At 68.9% G+C, this 18,767-nt stretch carries 19 protein-coding genes and 4 pseudogenes; 10 read left to right on the top strand and 13 right to left on the bottom strand.

The genetic code is table 11. From position 1 onward, the window contains the following. Positions 1 to 193: 193 nt before the first annotated feature. Positions 194 to 583 carry a hypothetical protein gene (locus BM085_RS31325; protein WP_342742911.1) on the bottom strand — a complete coding sequence of 130 codons (390 nt, stop codon included), beginning with the start codon at positions 581 to 583 and terminating at the stop codon, positions 194 to 196. 84 nt (positions 584 to 667) lie between these two features. Between BM085_RS31325 and BM085_RS31320 the strand changes: the two are divergent. The 3 genes and pseudogenes from BM085_RS31320 to BM085_RS31310 form a co-directional block, all read left to right on the top strand. Further along, positions 668 to 853: pseudogene (locus BM085_RS31320) on the top strand (ATP-binding protein); the annotation flags it as partial. Positions 854 to 1,091: 238 nt separating this feature from the next. Continuing rightward, positions 1,092 to 1,679, top strand: coding sequence for a DUF2975 domain-containing protein (locus BM085_RS31315; RefSeq protein ID WP_093890446.1), 588 nt, complete (start codon positions 1,092 to 1,094; stop codon positions 1,677 to 1,679). After that, complete coding sequence (locus BM085_RS31310) at positions 1,679 to 1,918, top strand: helix-turn-helix domain-containing protein (RefSeq protein WP_093890496.1); 240 nt, start codon at positions 1,679 to 1,681, stop codon at positions 1,916 to 1,918. Before BM085_RS31315 ends, BM085_RS31310 begins: the two co-directional genes overlap by 1 nt. A gap of 198 nt (positions 1,919 to 2,116) precedes the next feature. On the opposite strand, the gene BM085_RS46310 is transcribed toward BM085_RS31310, so the two are convergent. Both BM085_RS46310 and BM085_RS47535 read right to left on the bottom strand, forming a co-directional pair. After that, entirely contained in the window at positions 2,117 to 2,797 is a 681-nt protein-coding gene (locus BM085_RS46310; protein WP_245789804.1) for a site-specific integrase, read from the bottom strand. Positions 2,798 to 3,818: 1,021 nt separating this feature from the next. After that, positions 3,819 to 4,646: pseudogene (locus BM085_RS47535) on the bottom strand (tyrosine-type recombinase/integrase); the annotation flags it as partial. 60 nt (positions 4,647 to 4,706) lie between these two features. On the opposite strand from BM085_RS47535, the gene BM085_RS47010 reads away from it, so the two are divergent. Beyond that, positions 4,707 to 4,934: an ATP-binding protein gene (locus BM085_RS47010; protein ID WP_281249886.1), complete on the top strand. Its 228-nt coding sequence runs from the start codon at positions 4,707 to 4,709 to the stop codon at positions 4,932 to 4,934. A 179-nt stretch (positions 4,935 to 5,113) separates the two neighbouring features. Here BM085_RS47010 and aspS read toward each other — a convergent pair whose 3' ends face one another. Continuing rightward, positions 5,114 to 6,418, bottom strand: coding sequence for an aspartate--tRNA(Asn) ligase (aspS, locus tag BM085_RS31290; protein WP_093890445.1), 1,305 nt, complete (start codon positions 6,416 to 6,418; stop codon positions 5,114 to 5,116). A 1,352-nt stretch (positions 6,419 to 7,770) separates the two neighbouring features. Then, positions 7,771 to 8,187, bottom strand: a complete 417-nt coding sequence (locus BM085_RS31285; RefSeq protein ID WP_143121143.1) for a hypothetical protein — start codon at positions 8,185 to 8,187, stop codon at positions 7,771 to 7,773. 252 nt (positions 8,188 to 8,439) lie between these two features. On the opposite strand from BM085_RS31285, the gene BM085_RS31280 reads away from it, so the two are divergent. From BM085_RS31280 to BM085_RS47005, 3 genes and pseudogenes are all read left to right on the top strand, one after another. After that, positions 8,440 to 8,631 carry a hypothetical protein gene (locus BM085_RS31280; protein WP_093890443.1) on the top strand — a complete coding sequence of 64 codons (192 nt, stop codon included), beginning with the start codon at positions 8,440 to 8,442 and terminating at the stop codon, positions 8,629 to 8,631. Continuing rightward, positions 8,628 to 8,687, top strand: a pseudogene (locus tag BM085_RS46300) (hypothetical protein); the annotation flags it as partial. The gene BM085_RS31280 and the pseudogene BM085_RS46300, both read left to right, overlap by 4 nt. A gap of 29 nt (positions 8,688 to 8,716) precedes the next feature. Then, positions 8,717 to 8,839, top strand: coding sequence for a hypothetical protein (locus BM085_RS47005; protein WP_281249887.1), 123 nt, complete (start codon positions 8,717 to 8,719; stop codon positions 8,837 to 8,839). Positions 8,840 to 8,898: 59 nt separating this feature from the next. Here BM085_RS47005 and BM085_RS31270 read toward each other — a convergent pair whose 3' ends face one another. Then, the gene (locus BM085_RS31270) at positions 8,899 to 9,219 is read right to left on the bottom strand and encodes an ArsR/SmtB family transcription factor (RefSeq protein ID WP_245789802.1); all 321 of its coding nucleotides are present in this window, start codon (positions 9,217 to 9,219) and stop codon (positions 8,899 to 8,901) included. A gap of 292 nt (positions 9,220 to 9,511) precedes the next feature. Between BM085_RS31270 and BM085_RS31265 the strand changes: the two genes are divergently transcribed. Continuing rightward, positions 9,512 to 10,393, top strand: coding sequence for a cation diffusion facilitator family transporter (locus BM085_RS31265; RefSeq protein WP_245789801.1), 882 nt, complete (start codon positions 9,512 to 9,514; stop codon positions 10,391 to 10,393). Positions 10,394 to 10,602: 209 nt separating this feature from the next. Here the strand turns inward: BM085_RS31265 and BM085_RS45405 are convergent, their stop codons facing one another. From BM085_RS45405 to BM085_RS31235, 7 genes and pseudogenes are all read right to left on the bottom strand, one after another. Continuing rightward, positions 10,603 to 10,761 (bottom strand): hypothetical protein, encoded by a 159-nt coding sequence (locus BM085_RS45405; protein WP_218158874.1) that lies wholly within the window; start codon positions 10,759 to 10,761, stop codon positions 10,603 to 10,605. 87 nt (positions 10,762 to 10,848) lie between these two features. Further along, positions 10,849 to 11,496, bottom strand: a complete 648-nt coding sequence (locus BM085_RS31260) for a response regulator transcription factor (protein WP_281249885.1) — start codon at positions 11,494 to 11,496, stop codon at positions 10,849 to 10,851. After that, positions 11,487 to 12,674, bottom strand: a complete 1,188-nt coding sequence (locus BM085_RS31255; protein WP_093890439.1) for a sensor histidine kinase — start codon at positions 12,672 to 12,674, stop codon at positions 11,487 to 11,489. The genes BM085_RS31260 and BM085_RS31255 overlap by 10 nt, the downstream gene beginning before the upstream one ends. Next, the gene (locus BM085_RS31250) at positions 12,674 to 13,423 is read right to left on the bottom strand and encodes a hypothetical protein (protein ID WP_143121142.1); all 750 of its coding nucleotides are present in this window, start codon (positions 13,421 to 13,423) and stop codon (positions 12,674 to 12,676) included. Before BM085_RS31250 ends, BM085_RS31255 begins: the two co-directional genes overlap by 1 nt. Before the next feature lie 100 nt (positions 13,424 to 13,523). Beyond that, positions 13,524 to 13,685: pseudogene (locus BM085_RS31245) on the bottom strand (alpha/beta hydrolase); the annotation flags it as partial. A gap of 106 nt (positions 13,686 to 13,791) precedes the next feature. Then, the gene (locus BM085_RS31240; RefSeq protein WP_218158873.1) at positions 13,792 to 13,974 is read right to left on the bottom strand and encodes a hypothetical protein; all 183 of its coding nucleotides are present in this window, start codon (positions 13,972 to 13,974) and stop codon (positions 13,792 to 13,794) included. 38 nt (positions 13,975 to 14,012) lie between these two features. Then, complete coding sequence (locus tag BM085_RS31235; protein WP_218158872.1) at positions 14,013 to 15,365, bottom strand: hypothetical protein; 1,353 nt, start codon at positions 15,363 to 15,365, stop codon at positions 14,013 to 14,015. Positions 15,366 to 16,090: 725 nt separating this feature from the next. Between BM085_RS31235 and BM085_RS31230 the strand changes: the two genes are divergently transcribed. Then, positions 16,091 to 16,603 (top strand): hypothetical protein, encoded by a 513-nt coding sequence (locus BM085_RS31230; protein WP_143121141.1) that lies wholly within the window; start codon positions 16,091 to 16,093, stop codon positions 16,601 to 16,603. Positions 16,604 to 16,751: 148 nt separating this feature from the next. Next, on the top strand, positions 16,752 to 18,767 hold a 2,016-nt coding region (locus BM085_RS44800; protein ID WP_483883305.1), incomplete at its 3' end, for an nSTAND1 domain-containing NTPase.

The following is an 18,767-nucleotide window of genomic DNA, read 5'->3' as shown; positions in this document are numbered from 1 at the left end:
AGATCTTTCCTCTGCCTCGCCAAATGGCTGCCGGAGTGAACACCGGATTTACTGCGGCAAGCCCATGATCGCGGCCATGCTGACCTGGAGTACTTCTCTCGGCGACCAAGGCCGAGGTGTACGCATTTACTGTGACAGCGCGGAGAGCCCGATCGTGATGCGCTCGTCGGTGGCGTGGTAGCCGGTTCGCCGGTCACCCGCGGCCACGCGGCACGCTGCGTTGATGCCGGCGCGCAGCCGGATTACCGTGCGGGGGTCGTCGTGGCCGCCGAGGCCTTCGATCGTCAGGCAGGAGAACAGATGAGTCCTCCAGGGCGGCGTGCTGGTCGATGGCATCGGCGAGGTCCAGGGCGATCTCGCAGATCCCGCCGTACAGCAGCGAGGTGAGTGGTTCCAGCGGCCGATCGGGGATGCATCCGGCCTCGATCGCGATGACCAGTCCGCGCCGCATCTGCTCCTTGCACCCGGCCTGGATGTTGCGCATGGTGGACCAGTCGAGCGCGCCCGGCGCTTCGACCAGGGTGAGCTTGCGTACGGCGGGTTCCAGGGACGCCTCCAGCAGGGCCCGGCAGCCCGCGGCCATCCCGTCCCACGGATCCTGCTCGGCTTGGAACGCTCGCCGGACGACCATGGCGAACTCCTCATCGCCCTGGGGACCGAGGCCGCGATGAAGGGCTACCGAGTCCGCTACACCCTGGCCTCCAAACTCGCCAACGAACTCGTCGAGGCCGCCGATGACCGCCAACTCACCAAGACCATCAACCGCTACGGCCGCGTCGACCTGCTCTGCATCGATGAGCTTGGATACATGGAACTCGATCGTCACGGCGCTGAGCTGCTGTTTCAGGTTCTAACCGAGCGTGAGGAGAAAAGCAGCGTCACGATCGCCTCCAACGAGTCTTTCTCCAAAGCGCACATGTTCGCATGGACGTGTGCAGGGTCGCGCCGAAACCTCACGGGTTCGGTGGGCGCCCCGTCGGTCGAGGCTCGCTTGCCATATCGATTTTCAATGGCTACGTTTATCGATACATCGAAAAACGATATGCCTTGGAGGCGACCTGATGGCAACACCGCACAGCACGATCGGACGAGTGGCGCGCCAACCCGCGGTCTTCGCGGTCCTCGTCCTAGTGACCGGGGTAATCACCGGCATGGTGCTCTACTCCCGGGCCGGTTTCTTCGGCCTGACCTACTCCGTCATAGCGGCCCAGTCGCCCAATGGCTACGGCATCCCTCTCGATCACCCGGCGTTCACGCAGATGGCCCGGCCAGGTGTCATGGCCTCGGCGAACGGCCTCGAATTCATCGACGGTTCCCCCGACACCGGCCAGTACCTCTGGCAGGCTCTGACCACCTTCCCGGGCTTCGTGGTGGCCTCCGGCGCGTTCTTCCTGCTGTGGCGGCTGCTGTGGCGCGCCCGCAGCGGCGTCTACATTCCGCAGGTCGCGCGTCAGGTGCGTCTCCTGGGCTGGTGGCTGCTGGTCGGTGGTCTCCTGGCTCCCCAAATCGAGCGCTTCGCGAGGATGAGGCTGCTGGACACGATGGCCGTGGGCGAGGCCAACTACCTGCTAGGGGAGATCCCGCTGGTCGTGCCGCTCGTCGCGCTAGGGCTGCTGGCGCTGGCGGGCATCCTGCGCGACGGGGTGCGGATGCGCGACGATCTGGAAGGAACCGTCTGATGTCGCCCGCCGAGACGGATACCCACGACATCACCGTCCATCTCGACCGGCTCCTGGCCGAGCGCGGCATGACGCTCACCGAACTGGCCAACCGGGTCGGGGTGACCGTCGTCAATCTGTCCATCCTGAAGAACGGCAGGGCCAAGGCCATCCGGTTCACCACGCTGACCAAGATCTGCGAAGTCCTCGGCTGCCAGCCAGGTGACCTACTCGGCTATCACCCTGGGGAAGAACGATGAGCGGCCGCGTTGTCCTCGCCGCTCGCCCATCGCGCCGGCCATGCGACAAGCCGCCGCTAAAGGCGGCCAGAGTAGACCGAGCCTGAGCGGCAACCTCGGCCATGGGCGCCAGGTCTCGTTCATGGCGCACATCGGAGACAGACCAAGAACCGCTTGATCAGCATTCTGGAGGCTGATCGCGGGCGTGAACAGCAGAATTCACCCAGGCCACAGCCTGATCGGTAGTCTCCCGTCGTCGATGTGATCGGCGAGATAGAACATGGCGCCTTCGGGGTTCATGCCGAACGCAGCAGCGACCAGCTTGGGATCCAGGGTGTTGACCAAATCGACCAGCCGGGTAGAGCGGAGCATCCGAGGCGGGACGCCACACGGGTCCAGGACGTGGCTGACATAGGCGGTGGACGCCGGGCCACGTCCAGCCTTGGTGCCCTTGGTGACCATCACGTGGGGGTTGTCGGTGCGCTGAGTCTCGCGGTGCGCCAGACAGCGTTGCAGGATGCTCCAACTGGCGGGGTCCACCGGCACCGGGTGGGGCCGCTCTCCCCGCCGAATCGTCCGGTTGACCGGGTCTATGTCGGTCGCGCGCAGGCGGCGGACCTCGTTGCTGGAGGCTCCGTGCAGTAGGGCGAGAATTCCGAGCAGGGCCTCGTGCGGGTGGACCGACGGGTCGGTGGTCCATCGGCGAAACAGCACACGCTGCTGCTCCAGGGTGATGGTCTGGCCGGTGAAGCCCTTGGGCGTCTTGGCCGACAGGCCACGAGCCGGGTCGACGAGCACGATCTTGTGGGCTTTGGCGAAGCGGAAGAACTGCCCGACGATCGTCAGGCGCCGCGCCCGGCCCTTGGGCAGCACCGCCAGGAACGCGTCGATGTCGTGCACATCGGGCCAGGGCCCAGTCCTGCTTGCCCCGCTCATCGTTCAAGAACCCGGCCAGGTCACGCACGGTCGAGAGCACCGCGTCGATGGTGACGTCGCTGCGGGGCAGAGTCCCGGCCCTGCGGGCTCGTTCCCGTGAGCGCAGCAGGAAGGTCGCGAAGGACTCCACGGCCGGGCGCAGCGGCGCAGGAGCGGCGTCGATGCGGCGCCTGCGCCGTCCCTCGGCCAGTCGCGCTGCTTGGTCTGCTGGCAGCGCCAGCCCGTGGTCGGTGAAGTAGTCCTCCAGGAGCCGAGCGAGGGAGCCCATGGAGCGCCCCGGACGCCGGGCGCGCTCCAGAAGGGCCTGAGGGTGGTTGGGGTGCTCGTCTTCCAGCAGTCGCCCGAGGCTGCTGATCATGGTGCAGGCGCGCCCGACGCTATAGCGGGCGGCCAGCTGCGCGATGAGGTCGCCAAGCCAGGGCGGTGGCTCGGTCAGGCGGGCGATGAGGTTGTCGCCGGCGATGACGGGCCGGTCGGGGTGGCGTTGCCAGCAGGGCGAACACAGTCCCAGCCCGGCATGACGGCGGACCTGGCCGCATCCGGCGCAGGCGCGTGGCGGCTGTTTGGACTGCCGGACGCGCGAGCAGTGACCGCACCAGCCGGTGTCCTGGCGCAGATAGCCGGGCCGGCCGCAGCGCGGACATGGGAGCTGGGCGGCTTGCCGATCGGCTCGGCGCCGGCAGTCGCGACACAGGGGCGCCTCTTGGGTCCGCACCAGATGTCCGCACCTGGTGCACGCCCGTGAGCAGCGGATGCACACTCCGGTGCCGGCCTGCAAGATGCGCCGTTTGCCGCAGCCCGGACAGGTGTCCTTCGCCGCCTCCTCGGCCAGTCGGCGTCGACAGCGGCTGCAGTGCTGCCGATCGGGATCGCGAAGGCCGACCGAGCCGCCGCAGTCGACGCAGTCTCGTTGCCGCTTGCCCATCGCGCACGCTCGGCGCAGCGCATGCGGGCTGAACCGCTCGACGGCCGGGCGGCCCTCCAGCTCCATCAGATAGCGCAGCCGGTTGCGGATCGTTCCTGGATGCAGGCTGCCGCCGGACTCGTCGGCGAACAGCACCGGCGAGTCGGGGAACTTGCCGCGTACATCGTCCAGGAACCAGCGCAGCACCAGGTCCAGGTGGTCGAGCATCGGCACCCAGCGGGGCCGGGGCCCGGAGGTGCGGGCGCCTTTGCCGAAGCGGACATGGAGCTTGCCGAACGGGCCCCGGCCGAAGTGCACATCGGCTTGATCCAGCAGCGCGCATTCCTCCGAGCGCAGACCGGCGTGATACAGCGTTCGAAACAGCGCGTAGTCCCGCGCCGCGGGCGCGTACTTGCGGGCGGTGGCGATCCGCGTCTTGAGGAAGTCGAAAAACTCCGTCACCCGCTCCGGGGTCGGCGGCGGCAGCTGGGCCGGGGAATCATCGCCGACATGGCGGGAGGCGTTGAACTCATCGACCGGGCAGACCAGGCGGACCCCGAACGCGGCTTCGATCTGGGCCGCCTTGCGGGCCTGCAGGAATCGATGGAACCCTTTGAAGATCTGCACGTAATCGCGGCGGGCGGAGGTCGCCCGGCCGGCCACCGCCAGGTCCCCGACGATTCGGTCGATGCCTTCAGGAGTTACCTCCCAGGCCAGACGCCCCAGGGCGGTCAGGGTCCGCTCCAGCAGGCCGGTGTCGTTGTCGATCGTCACCGGGCTGAACCCGCGGGCTCGCCACGAGGCCACGAAGGCCTCGACGCACTCGGCCTGGAACTGCCACGGGTCCGTAGTGATCGGCTCCTGCGGGATGCCGCCGCCCTGGACGATCTGTAATCGCGACCGCGTCATCGGCACACCTTCCTCGCACCTGAAGGATTAAGGCAGCACCTAACATAGCGTGGCTACACCTTGACGATCGGTGAAACGAGGAAGAACGAAAGATCCCAGGCACAAGCCGCAATCCCGCAAGACAAACAAGTACGAGCCCCAGATGGCTGGACCAAAACCTTCACTGACCCGCGTCTTTGCGCCGCCCTCGTTGACCGCATCACCTTCGCCGGCAACATCATCGAGACCGGCACCGACTCCTACCGGCTGGCCCAGACCCGAGCACGCAGCGACGCCAACGCCAGCTGACCGGCAACCACAGTTACCCAACCGGTCAGAATGAGCGCACCAACATCACCGTCAGTGCCAACCGCCTGCCTCGGTCTCAACCCAAGTGGCAGCGATGCCCGCCCGTGAGCCGGTGTCCAGTCGTCGCTGCGCCTGCGGGTCTTCAGCGAAACGATCCGCGAGGGCTTCACCGGTTTCGTTCACGGCGCGAGCCGGTGCAGGTCGCGGGGAAATAGCGTGACCTGGCGTACGTTCGGCACGTCGAGTAGGCGTGCCATGAACCGTTCCAGCCCGAAGGCGAAGCCACCGTGTGGCGGCATGCCGTAGCGCATCGCGTCGAGGTATCCCGAGTATGCCGACAGGTCGGTTTCGCCGCGTGCGGTCAGTGTTCGCACGTAGTCGGCGTGCCGGTGCATCCGTTGGCCGCCGCTGACCAGCTCCAGGCCACGGAATATCAGGTCGATCGCGCGTGAGTAGCCGGGCCGTGCCGGGTCCGGATGTGTGTAGAACGCGCGATGCGCGGTCGGGTAGCCCTCGACGAACACGAAGTCAGAGCCATGCTCGCGCAAGGCCCATTCGCCGATCCAACGCTCATGCGCCGGCGCTAGGTCAGGCTCGGCGGTCACGTCCTGGCCGGTCGCCATACTGATCATCTCGAGTACGTCGGCGAAGTGCACCACCACGGGTTTCTCCGTCAGCTCGGGCATGGTGACGTCGAGAAGCTCAAGTGAGGGACCGGCCGAGGCGTGGATGTTGGCCAGCATGCCCCCGACCGTCGCGTGGCAGGTGGCGATGACGTCACGGTGGTCTTCGATGAAGCCCATCTCGGCGTCGAGAGAGGTGTACGACGCGAGGTGGCGGGCGGTGTCGCTCGGCTCGGCGCGGAAGACCGGTCCGACTTCGTAGACCCGCTCGAAGACACCGACCATCATCTGCTTGTAGAGCTGAGGGGACTGCGCCAGGTACGCTGGACGGCCGAAGTAGTCGAGCTTGAAGACGTTGGCGCCGCTTTCGGTCGCCGCGCCCACGATCTTCGGGGTATGGATCTCGACGAACGACATCGCTTCGAGCGCCGTGCGGAACCCGCCGACCGCGGCCGCGCTGATGCGGTGGGTGGCGGCGAGCTTCGGGTGGCGCAGCGCGACCGGCGCGTGGTCGAGCATTGCCGGCAGGCTCGCGCGCAGGTCGGGCCGGTAGAGGTCGAACGGAGCCGGCTCGGCGGGGTCGGTCAATGCCTCGATCACCGGCGAGGTGATCTCGACGCCGCCCGGCGCGGACGGCTCGACAGTGACCGTGCCGACGACGACGACCGTCGTCTCTTCCGGCAGGGTCTCCAGCTGAGCGCGGGCGGCCTTTTCGGACACGACAATCTGGGTCAGGCCGGCGGCGTCGCGCAGAATCAGGAAAGCGACCGACTTCAACAGTCGGCGACGATGAATCCAGCCCGCGATGCGTACGGTCTCACCGACGTGTGCGGACAGCTGGGTGGACAGGATGCGTTGCATGGTAGTGGCCTCCTCTGGTTCGCAACGCGTCCCCTGAGAGGCGTGGGCGAGCGGGATCCTCGCGGTACCACCACACCTTCACTACGCCACCAATTTGTGCGGCGTAGCCTCTGCAAACCCTTGACGTGGGCGATTCGGCGGGACTCTACTAGACCGAAGGCCGTTCTTCCCCGCAGCTCAGGAGGGTCTTCACGCCCCGGTCGGAGTCCGCCTTCGCAGCTGCCGGCGGCTCTCTCCAACTCCGGTGATCGAGGTGCTACTCGGCTCCGTCGTCGCTGTTGGGCGTCATCTTACCCGGGTCGCGCCCAGCTCATACTGAATTATTGCCGCTGATTTCGGCGAGGCGGGGACTACTGACTTGCGGCGCAGTACCGCCGAACGGCGCCCCCGAGGAACCCGGTGAACAATCCCTAACGGGACACCAGCATAGATTCTGGACTATCACCACCACACCACCACTCAAAATCAACTATTTGGCGGCTGGCGACACGCTCCTTACCAACACCCCCATCAGTCTCTGGCCGAAGCCGAGAACCAACAGGCCGCTCGTTGGCGGGCGTAGTCCGTGACGGCGGGAGGGTAGGGCAACCAGCAGTCGTCCAGGCCGGCCACCCGCCGCAGTGCGTCGTTTGGCCAGCGGCTTGCCGCCTTCGTCGACGAGGGGCGACGTCGTGGTGTTTCTCGCTCCAGTCGATTCGCATGTCACCCCGTCACCGGCGCCTCCTTCATCACTCGTTGCCCAGGTGAGTCGCACAGGGGCACGCCACGCCTTGACGAGAGAGCTCGACGGCTCGACATCCGATCAGCGGTTCGTGACCTCAGCCGGCCGCAGGCCCGCGCGCTGCGCAAGGACTCGACGGCCCCGGTCAATGCGAGCGGTGTCTCCTGCGGCTGACTCACGTCATGATCCTGGCGAAAGAGGACAGCCAGCGGGTGGTGGTCGAAAGGGGCCGAGGCGCCCGGCCTTAGCAGAGGACTCGCAGTCCGGTATCAGCACAGGCGTTCACTCGGCCCCCGTCGACCACCACCCGCTGGCCGCTCATCCTCGCGGCGCCTGCCTGCGATGAGGAGTCACGCTCCGGTAGGCGCGGCGTCAGTGGGGTGAGCCCTGAGTCGGTGGACTCGGGGCCGTACGGAGGCATTAGGTATCAGCGCCCCGCGCCGATATGGCCGGGGCGAAAACCCCACGCCGGCGCCCCCTTGGAAGGCGGACCCGGAGCCGGCCCGGCAGCAGGCGGAAGCCGCCGAGACGCGGGCTGCCGACCTGCTGCAGACCCTGCGCGACCAGCGCACCTGACCATGCTGCCGCGCCGGGCAGGCCACCACTCCCGCCTTAGCGGGCTATGCCGTCATTAGCATGCGCGGGAAATGCTGCAGTAGATGGGGTGCTTGAGTTTCTTGATGATCTTGCGATAGACGGAGGGGACGTCCTTCTCGAAGATCTGCGAGTAGGTTCTCCAGCCCGCACGGGCGCCCTTCTCCAGCTTCTTCCACACCCATGCGCCGCCTGCCCGTACCACGGCTTCGCAGGCCAGCCGCACCTTCCAGCCCTTGACTCGGCTGCATGTGCCCATGGCGGCGATGCTGGAAGTCGATCCGGTCGTGAGGACGGTCACGGCCATCGAGGTGGCGGGTTTCTCGGACACGACGTTTGCGGTTGCGGCATGGATCGACGGTGCTGCCGTACCCGCGTGAGCAGTCGCTGGCGCGCCAATACCTAGGATGGCGGCCGTCAGTACGACCGCAGCCAACCTTCTGGTGGGTGGCATGAGCTCCTCTTCTCGCTCGTTGAAAGGGTTGACAGCGGGAATGTAGGCCGCCGCATGTTGAGGAGGTGTTGAGCATGTGTCGGCGCGACTGCTGGAGGAGCTGCCCCTTGACTCTCCCCCCGTGGAAGGGCCGACGGGCAGACGCCGGCCGCCTATGTCAGCACCGCCGCGCTGGCGGCCGCGCGCGACGAACTGCCCGCCGACGCCCGTGAGGCGTGCGGCTGTTCCGCATGGAGGGCCCACCTGATCGACGTGCGCGAGGCGCCCGGCGAGCGCAGCGAGCTGTCCGGCGACGTGGCCGGCACCCTCTATGCCATCCGGGAGAGGCTGGAGGAGACCGTCGACGAGTTCATCAACCTCACGCACAGGCCTTCGGGGAGGATCGGACCGGGATTTGGCGCTAGAAACCGGAGGATCAGCTGGGCAGTCTGGGGCTGGCGTTGAACGCGGTCATCTGGTGGAACAGCCTGTATCTGGACGCGGCCGTCAAGCACCTGCGCGAGCAGGGCTTCCCGGTCACCGATGAGATGTGCGCGCGGTTGTCGCCGATCCATACGACCACATCAACTTCCCGGGCCGCTACGTCTTCGCCCGCGCCGACGTGGCCGGCGGCCTGCGGCCCTTTCACGACGGCGGCCACGAGCCGAGCTGACCCGGGTCGACATCGACGTGCGGGGGCGCCCGAACCCGCGGGGGCACCACCCGGCCCGGTCAGTCGTGGCGGGGGATACCGGAGACCTCGTGATCGGCGTGGTAGAGCGCCTCGCCGATGAGGGCGCGGACGTGTGCGTCGCGGGCCCGGTACAGCACGCGACGGCCGTCGCGCCGGGTCTGCGCGAGCCCGGCCAGGCGGAGTTTGGCCAGGTGCTGGGAGACCGAGGGCCTGGCCGCGCCGACCGCGGCGGCTAGTGAGCCGACGTCGAACTCGCCGGTCGTCAGCAGCCACATCAGCCGTAGCCGGGTGGCGTCGCTGAGCATGCGAAAGGCCTCCACCGCGGCTTCCACCTGAGCGCCGGTGGGTTGTTCCTGCACAGGGCTCGCACCTGATTCGTTGTCGCGTGCGTACATGACTACATATAATCCGGCGAAACGGGTTGAAGGCAAGTGAGGCACGCGAATGGCGCATCCAAATTCCCCTCAGCACGGCCACGAACACGGGCACGAACACGGGCACGGCCATGCGCATGGACACGGTCATGGGCATGGCGGAAGGCGGGGTGGCGGGTTCAGGCGGCTGCTGGCGAAAGCCCGTCATGCCGTCACCCCGCACAGTCATGACAGCGCGGACAAGACCGACACCGCGCTGGAGTCCAGCAGCCGAGGCATGCGTGTCCTGGCCATCTCGTTTGCCGCGCTGACGGCCACCGCCCTCGTGCAGGCGGTCATCGTGATGCTGTCCGGGTCGGTGGCGCTGCTGGGCGACACACTGCACAACTTCGCCGACGCGCTGACCGCGGTGCCGCTGGCGATCGCCTTCTCGCTGGGACGGCGCGCGGCCACGCGCCGCTTCACCTACGGCTACGGCAGGGCGGAGGATCTGGCCGGGGTCGTCATCGTAGTGCTGATCGGAGCGTCGGCGGCGCTGGCCGGTTACGAGGCGGTCAATCGGCTGATCAACCCGGCCGACATGCAGGCGCTGGGTCTGGTGGCCGCCGCCGGTGTGGTCGGGTTCCTCGGCAACGAGTGGGTCGCCCGCTACCGGATCAAGGTAGGTAGGGAGATCGGCTCGGCCGCGCTGGTGGCCGACGGTCTGCACGCTCGCACCGACGGCTTCACCTCACTGGCGGTGCTGCTGGGGGCCGGTGGGGCGGCGCTCGGGTTCCCGCTGGCCGATCCCATCGTGGGCTTGCTGATCAGCGTGGCCATCTGCTTCGTGCTGCGCGACGCCGCCCGCGAGATCTACCACCGGCTGATGGACGCGGTCGACCCCAAGCTGATCACCCAGGCGGAGGAGATCCTGGCGACGGTGCCCGGTGTGGAGCGTGTCGGGGCGGTACGGCTGCGCTGGGTCGGTCACGCGCTGCGGGCCGAGGTCGAGATCGGCGTGCGACATGACGCCTCGCTCATCGAGGCGCACGGCGTGGCGGTGGCGGCCGAGCACCGGCTGATGCACGAGCTGCCGCGGCTTCGTGCGGCGACGGTGCATGCCGACCCGGACGGCCCGGCCGGTATCGATCACCACGCCGTTCTTCTCGCCCACCGGTAATACCAGGTAAGGGTCGTTTTGTCGGTAGCTTGTGCCAGGATGACGCGCCGGCGATTCAGGGGGACGGCGCATGCTGAGATCTTTGCCGGTGGCGGCCAGGACGCTGGTGTGGGTACGCATCCTCAACGCGCTCGGCGCCTACACCCTGTCGTTCCTGGCGGTGCTGACGGGACCTGAGCTGGCCGCGGTGGCGCCGGCCTTGTTCGGGGTCACGGCGCCGGCTCACCGTCGCCCAGGCCGAGCACAACAGCTTCACCGACCTGGCCATCCCGAAGAGCAAGGCCGGCCAGTCGGCTCCCGGCACCATCGCCGCCGAACGCGGAACAGCGCTCACCCGCGCCTACGTCGCGGCCTTCTTCGACCAGCACCTCAAGAACAGTGCTCGGCGAGCGCCCGGTAGATGCCGGCCAGGCCGGGGTTCTGCCCCTTGCGCCTGCCGGTGGGGATGATCGAGGTCAGCGTGAGCGGAGAAAGGTCAGCGCGGCGAGCACTCTGCGGTGGTCGTCGGCGTCCGGGCCGAGGTTCAGCTTGGTGTATACGCCGGTGACGTGCTTGGCCACGGCGGCCTCCGACACGTACAGACGCTGGGCGATCGCACTGTTCGACCGACCCTCGGCGACCAGCGCGAGCACCTCGCGTTCGCGTGGCGAGAGCGCGTTCAGCGGATCGTGCGCGCGATGGTGGACCAGCAGCTGGTGGACCACGTCAGGATCGATGACCGTACCCCCGGCGGCGACCTCACGTACCGCCTCCACGAACTGGCTGATCGCGCCGATCCGGTCCTTGAGCAGGTAACCGACGCCGCGCGTGCCGGCCTCCAGCAGTTCCCCGGCCGCGGCCGCCTCGACGAACTGCGACAGGAGGAGGATGCCGAGCCGGGGATGCTCGCCACGTAGCCGAATGGCGGCCCGTAGCCCCTCGTCGTGGAAGCTCGGCGGCATGCGGACGTCCACCACGACGACGTCGGGCAGGTCTCGGGCGATGGCGCGCAGCAGCTCGTCGGCGCTGCCCACGGCGGCAACCACCTCGCAGCCGAACCGGGTGAAGATGCCGGTCAGCCCCTCCCTCAGGAGCACCGAATCCTCGGCGATCATCAACCGCATGGCAGCTTCACCCGGATCGCCGTGGGCCCTCCCTGCGGGCTGCTGAGCGACAGGGTGCCCTCGAGCACGCCGATCCGATCGGCCAGCCCGGTGAGCCCGCTCCCCTTCGCCGCGTCGGCTCCGCCGATCCCGTCGTCGTGCACGTCGAGGGCGAGAAGATGGTCCGACAGCTTCGCTTTGATCGTGATGTTCTGTGCCTTGCTGTGTTTGATCGCGTTGGTGAGGGTTTCCGAGATGCAGAAGTAGGCCGCCGCCTCCACACCCGCGGGCGGGCGGCGGGGTAGGTCGAGGTCCAGGGTCACCGGGATGGGGCAGTGGCGGGCCAGGTCGGTGACGGCGACCCCGAGCCCCCGGTCGGTGAGCGTGGAGGGGTGGATGCCTCTGATGACGCGGCGCAACTCGTCCAGCGCGGCCTGCGTGTGGTCGTAGGCCAGGCTGATGGCTTTCGCCGTACGTTCCGGGTCTTCCCGTACGTCCAGCTGGGCGAGGCCGAGTTGCATGAGCACGGCGGTGAGCTGGTGCTGAGTGCCGTCGTGCAGATCCCGTTCGATGCGCCGCCGCTCGGCTTCGAAGGCGTCCACCAACCGGGCCCGCGACCGGGTCAACTCGATCATCCGCTCCTCGGGGGGCGCGGCGAGCAGACCCCGCGTCAGCGCCCCCTGCGCCGCGGCCACCACCGTGAACAGGTACGCGCAACCGGCCAGCCCGACCGGCACCACGACGACGGCCGGCAACACCATCAGCGGTGAGCCGCCAGACGGGAGAGCCGAGGCGTAGGAAAAGACGGTCAACGCCGCCAAAGAGATGACGAGGCCGTTGACCGCAGGCAGGATCGTCGCCCACAGCAGCACGTAGCCGATCTCGCGCCAGGCGGTCGGGTTCGCGAAGGAGATCGGTGTTCTCGGCTTCGGCGTGGGGACCGCCGCCGGGTCGATCAGCCTCAGCCGCCGGCGCTCGAGAGAGGCGATCGGGCCGCTCAGCACGACGGCGACGATCAACAATGTGATCATCGCGATCAGCAGCGCGGTCTGCCGTCCGAAGGCGGCCGCCACGGCCACCGCAGCGCCGCCGGGCAGACTGGTCAGCAGGTAGGCGAGCGCCCGCCAGGGCCATGGCGACCCGAGGAACCGCAGCGGGTTCCCCGTGATCGACTGCCAGAGGGAGGTGACGTCCGTCATCAGCCCTTGATCGTCCGGGTGACCTTGCCCTTGGCGTTCAGGAACTGGATCCGGGGGTTGCCGTCCTGATCGACCCGCATCACGATGCGCGGCGTGCCCTTGCCGTCGGCGAGCGTCACCGCCGATGACTTGTCGGGGTTCTTACCGATGAAGACCCGTTGCGGGCTCGGGTACTTCTTCCGGTACGCGGCCATCGCCTGGTCCCGTGCCGGGCCGGGCGGCATCTGCTCGATCTTCTTGTACTCCTCGAAGGACTCCGGAAGGGGCGCCTCGGGCCGGTCGTTGACCGCTAGGCCGACGCCTCGGACGCCCTCTTGTTCCATGTACCGGAGAACGAGGGTCTGGTCCTGCTTGTACTGGTCGAAGGAGAGCTGCCCGACCGCCCACGGCTTTCCGTCGTTGACACCGTTGTCGGTACCCAGGCCGCCGGACTCGTCCCCCTCACCGTTGTAAAACGTCATACCCGGCCGCGTGCCGGCGTTGCCCAGATCGACGCCGTTCACGACCACGCCCGGCGACCTCTCCTTGTTGCTCAAGACCATGCGCGGCTTGCCGTCCGGCTCCACCACGTTGATCCGCTGGACCTCGATCTCGTCGAATTTGGCCTTACCGCCGTCCTGCGCGACGGCCTCCCCGCTGTTGGCCATGATCGCCGCCGTGGCGACCGCGGCGGCCACTGCGGTGATCAGGCAAACCCGCATCCGCCGAAGTTGCCGCTCGACCTTCACGATTTCCAGTGATGCATCCATGCCTTCGATGATCTTAGCTGCCTTGGTGGTTGACGATAGGGCTGCTTACCGATCAGGGGTAGAGGTTCTTCTACCTCGGTAACTTTCGGGTGAGCGCTGATCATTCGACGGGACAGACGGTGCCCGGCTCGGGGAGCGTCAGGTTGGTCAGGCATGTGATGGCGTGCCGGATCGGGCACTGCTTGCCCGACAGGTACATGACGTGACCGGGCCCGTCGTAGGCGACGGTCACCGATCCCTGGATCATGCTGGTGGAGCTCTCGGTCGATGCGTAGTCGAATCACGTCGTGCCGACCATCAGGAACGGCGGCAGACCGCGTGAGCAGCGGGCGCGACGGATTGGCCACCGGCAGCTTGCACTGACTGCCTCAGGGCCCAGACCATGCGCCCATGCCCTCTCGGTGACGCGCCACGGGGTCGGCTTCGGCGGTGATACGCGCGGAGGTCTCCTCGCCCAGGCGGACGTAGCGGCCGAGGCCGGCCAGGTGCTGGTGGCGGCTCTTGGCCTGCAACTCCGGGGCGGTCCGTCCGGCCTGCGCGAGATGCTGCAACGTTCTGTGTCACAGATGCGCGGCGCCGTGGGCAGAGGCTAGGTGGTCGTTCGCGACCGGGCCTCGGCGGCCCAATGAGGTGTGTTCCACCGGTCGGCGATGGTGGCGGCCCGAGCGAAGTGGGCGGCGGCCTCGTCGGTGCGGCCGAGGAAGACGGCCAGCTCGCCGAGGGTGTGAGCGACCGGGCGCAGCGCCAACGACAGGCTCGCGGCGCCCGCCGGGGGGCCGTTGCGATGCGGAAGCAGCGTCGCGTAGATCTCCTCGGCGGCGTCGCGGTCGTTCAAGGCGACGATGGCCATCGCGCGCAACGTGGTGAGGAAGGTGAAGAAGAAGTCGGAGCGGATCGGGCTGGGTGACGCGCGGACCTCGGGGGCTTCGGCGTCCAGGCCGTTGGCGTGGAGGGCGAGCGCGAGCAGGTCGGAGACCATGGGGCCAAGCACGGCGTGGAGGGCGCGAACGTCGTCCAGGTGCGCACCGAGCGTGCCCTCGTTCAGCCAGATCGTGGCCAGGGCGAGTTGCAGAAAGCCCGTGTGCACCGATCCGATGCGCCGCATGCCCTCGTCGGCCTTGATGTAGAGGAGCTCGGCGTCGACGAATCGGCCTTCGATGAGCGCCAGGCTCGCCAGCGTGATCTCGGCGACGGCGATCGCCTCGCGCATTCGGTAGGTACGCGCGAGTTCCAGGGCCTCGGTGATCACCTGGTGCATGGTCACCGGGTCATTGGCGGCGGCGGCGACGCCGGCATGATTGAGCAGTCCAGTGACGCGGTAGACCGGCAGGTCGTGCTCGGTGCCGATCTCCACGAGCTCCCGGCAGAGCTCGGCGTCGCCGTGGACTTCGGCCAGGATCCCGAGTGCCGCGGCCCGCAACCGGGGTCCGGTGGCGAGGTCGAGTGCCTCCTGCGCTGCCTCTACAACCGTCGGGTCGTCCTCGCCGACCAGTTCGTGCGCGTACGCCGTCAGGAGCCGGGACCGCACCGAAGGGTTCAGGTCGCGCTTCAGCAGGCGGCTCAGGCGGTCGACGATGGGCCGGTCCACCGTGCCGTACGTACGGGCCTGCCAGGGGGTCGGCTCTGTCCACGCGGTGAATGCGGCGACCATCAGATCGTCGCGGCCCAGGGACTCCGCGTACTCCACGGCTTCACGTCGTGTTTCGCGGGCGGCTGCGACGGCTCCCGCCCGGATCTGCGCGCGCAGCAGCCTGCCGAGCAATTCGACGCGTTCGTCCGGTCCGGTCGAGTTGGTGACGGCATCGGTGAGGAGGGCGGCCGCCACGTCGTGGGCGTAGCGGGCCTCGGCAAGCTCGGCGGCCTGGACGCAGTAGCCGACGGCCTTCGGTGAGCCGGCGCGCGTAGTGGTGGGCCAGCGCCGCGATGTCGTCGGTGCCTTCAAGAGCGACGGCGATCCGGGCGTGCATCCGGGTAGCACGCAATCTGCTGACGTCGAGCGTGTCCCTGACGAGGGCGTGGACAAAGCGGATGAGGCCTGGGCCGGGCTCGTCGAGAAGCCCGGCGATGACGCCCGCGTCCAGCGCGTCCATCACCCCGTCCTCGTCGGTGTCGGCGGCCCGTGCCGGACAGCGGGAGCGGGCGGCAGCGCGGCCGCCTGCGCATCCCGCGCTACAGGCCGTAGGAGGCCAGGGCGCCGCCAGCGTGGGCGGCCAGCGGGGCGGCGATGTGTTCTGCGTCGCGGTGCACGCCGCGATGTTATCTGTGGTTCTTGGCCTCTTCTCGCAGGTCAGAGCAGTACCTCGCGGATGCGTCGGCGGTCGCGGTGCCCGGCGCGGTAGGCGATGAGGGTCATTCCGGTCAGGGGTCTTGTCGCTGGTAGGCGAGTTGCTGAAGCCGTGTGCGGGCATCGGGGTCGAGGACGTCAGGCCGTCGAGGACGTCAGGCCGGACGATGAGCCGTCGGATGCGGTCCTCGGCGGTGATGAGGCGAAGGCTTTGGTGCTCGGAGAGCCGCCGGGCGAGGTTGGTTCATGGCCGCCTGGGTGCGTTCCGGCGGGGAACGCGGTCACCGTCAGTACTGCTGGCGCTGTCCGCAAAACGACGGTCGTGAAGTAACGCTTCGCTGCTTTCGGCCCCACTGGCGCCGGTTCGGGAGCACCCTGGAGGCATGTCGAAGACGACGCCCGAGGCGGGGCGAGTGACGGGTTCGCGGCTGTGGCACGGCGCCGCGATCATCGCGCTCGTAGTGCTGGCGGCCTCTCTGGCGGCGGGACTGCTGTGGTTCTTCGCCGACCCGCTGAACCTGCCTCCGCAACTGCTGGACACTTTGGACCAGCGAGCCAGCGTGATCGGCATGTTCGCCGGCATGCTGTTGGGCGTGGCCGGGTTCGTGGTCGCGGTGATGGCGTTGCGCGCGCAGACGCGCGCCGACCGCATCCCGGCCGGTACCGCCCCGCCCGAGACGGCAGCAGCCGAGCAGCGGGCCCCGCAGGTGGCGGCCGAAGGCGAACGGTCGGTCCCCGAACCGGCCGACGCCCCTGCCCCCCAGCCCGGTAACACCGATGAGTCGTCCACCGGCACCGGCAAGTACGTGGTGGACCTGCGGCAGGCCCACGGCGTCCAGGTCGGTGAGCACCTCACCCAGCACAACGTCTTCGGTTCGCCCACTGATCCCGCCTGATTCGATCTGACTCCGCCGACATGAGGCCCCTATGGACCCGCAGCCCGCTCCCGACCGGCCCACACCTTCCGCCGGGCCGTCCGAAAAGTCGACCGCCGAGCCGGGTGTCGAGTCGGATGCTGAGCCGTCCGGGGACGGTCGGCGGTACGTGGTCGACGCGCGTACCGCGACCGGGGTGCAGATCGGCGAGGGCAACACCCAGATCATCTACAGTTACGGCCGCTTCACCTGGAGCGACTCGGCGGGTGTGCCGCCGCTGGCGGACGTGCGCGGCGTGGTCGATTCCCCCTACCGCGGACTGAACGCCTTCCAGGAACGTGACGCGGCCTACTTCTTCGGCCGCGAGCAGGTCACCGGCCGGCTCATGGCCCGCCTGTCCCGCCAGGCGGAGACCGGCGGCCTGCTGATGGTCTCCGGGGTGTCCGGCGCGGGCAAGTCCTCGGTGCTACGCGCCGGGATCCTGCCCCGGCTGCGCGGCAGCGGTCTGGACGGCGCACCGCACGCGACCCGCTGGCCCTGCCTGCTGTTCACCCCGACCCGCACCCCGCTGGAGGAACTGGCGGTCCGGATCGCGGCCCTGGCCGGGACCGACGCCGGCACGGTCCGGCACGCCCTGACCCAGGATCCGGCCGGGTTCGCCCTGACCGCCCGCCAGGCCGCCCTGCACGCCGGCGCCGCACCCGGCCCCCCAACACCAACCCCCTCCGCGCCACACCCGCCGGCACCAGATCCGGCCGCCCAGGAGCCGGACGGGCAGCGGCGGCTGGTCCTGCTCATCGACCAGTTCGAGCAGCTGTTCACCCAGTGCGCCGACGACGGCCAGCGCGCCGCGTTCATCACCGCGCTGCACGCCGCCGCCACCGTCGGGCACGGCCCCGACCAGGCACCGGCGGCGCTGGTGGTGCTGGTGGTCCGGGCCGACTTCGAGGCCCGCTGCGCCGACTACCCGCCGCTGGCCCAGGCGGTCCAGGACCGTCACCTGCTCACCGGAATGACCGAGCGGCAACTGCGCCTGGCCATCACCGAACCGGCCCGCCAAGCCGGCTCGGAGGTGGAGGACGACCTGACCCAGACGCTGCTGCGCGAGATCCGCACCCGCCGGCCCGCAGCCCCCAGCTCGTCCTCCACCGGCCCGTCGGCCACCGCGGCGGCCGGCGGCGCCGGGACGCTGCCGCTGCTGTCGCACGCGCTGGACCAGGCTTGGCGCCACCGCACCGGCCGGATGCTGACCCTGGCCGACTACGAGCGCACCGGCGGCATCGAAGGCGCGGTGGCCGACAGCGCGCAACGCGTCTACGATCGGCTCACCCCCGCCCAGCAGGACCTCACCCGGCAGATCTTCCTGCGCCTGGCCACCACCGGCAGCGACGGCACCGACACCGCCGACCGCGTCCCCCGCGCCGCCCTGACCGACGGCCAAGCTCCTGAGCATGTATGCGAGGTGGCGGCGGTGCTGGAGGCGTTCGCCGCCGAACGCCTGCTCACCCTGGCCGCCGGCACCGTGGAGATCAGCCACGAAGTGCTGCTGCGCGCCTGGCCGCTGCTGGCAGAGCAATGGCTGGCCCAAACCCACGCCGACCGCCTGCTCCACACCCGGCTGCGCGCCGCCGCCGCCGAATGGGCCCCCACCCGCGACCCGTCCTACCTGTACACCGGCAGCCTGCTGGAAACCGCCGCGCAACGCCTCGCCGACCCCGCCTTCCCCCTGCCCCTGGCCTCCGCCGAACGCGACTTCCTGGCCGCCGGCACCCGCGCCCAGCAGCGCCGGACCCGCCGCCGCCGCGCCAGCACCACCCTCCTGGTGGTGCTGGTCGCGCTCCTGGCCACCGCCACGATCTTCCTCCAGCGCAGCCAGCAAGACGCCGTGCGCGAACGCGACACCTCCATCGTCGCCCTGCTCAGCAGCCAGAGCGAAAACACGGACGATAGCGACCCCGTCCAGGCCAAGCTGCTGAGCATGGCCGCCAGTAATATCAGCGACGACTCGTTGAGCGATAACAGCCCCGCCGCGCAACAGGCCGCCTACACCCTTAAGGCCGCAGCCACCCGCCCTGGAATCGGCAAGCTCACCGGCCATCAGGGCGCGGTCTCCTCGGTGGCGTTCGCACCGGACGGCCGCACCCTGGCCAGCGGTGACCGCGCCGGGACGGTGCGGCTGTGGGAC

The organism is Streptosporangium canum, from assembly GCF_900113865.1.
Classification (GTDB): Bacteria; Actinomycetota; Actinomycetes; order Streptosporangiales; family Streptosporangiaceae; genus Streptosporangium; species Streptosporangium canum.
Note: the sequence above shows the minus strand (reverse complement) of the source record. Positions and strands in the feature narration are given on the sequence as shown.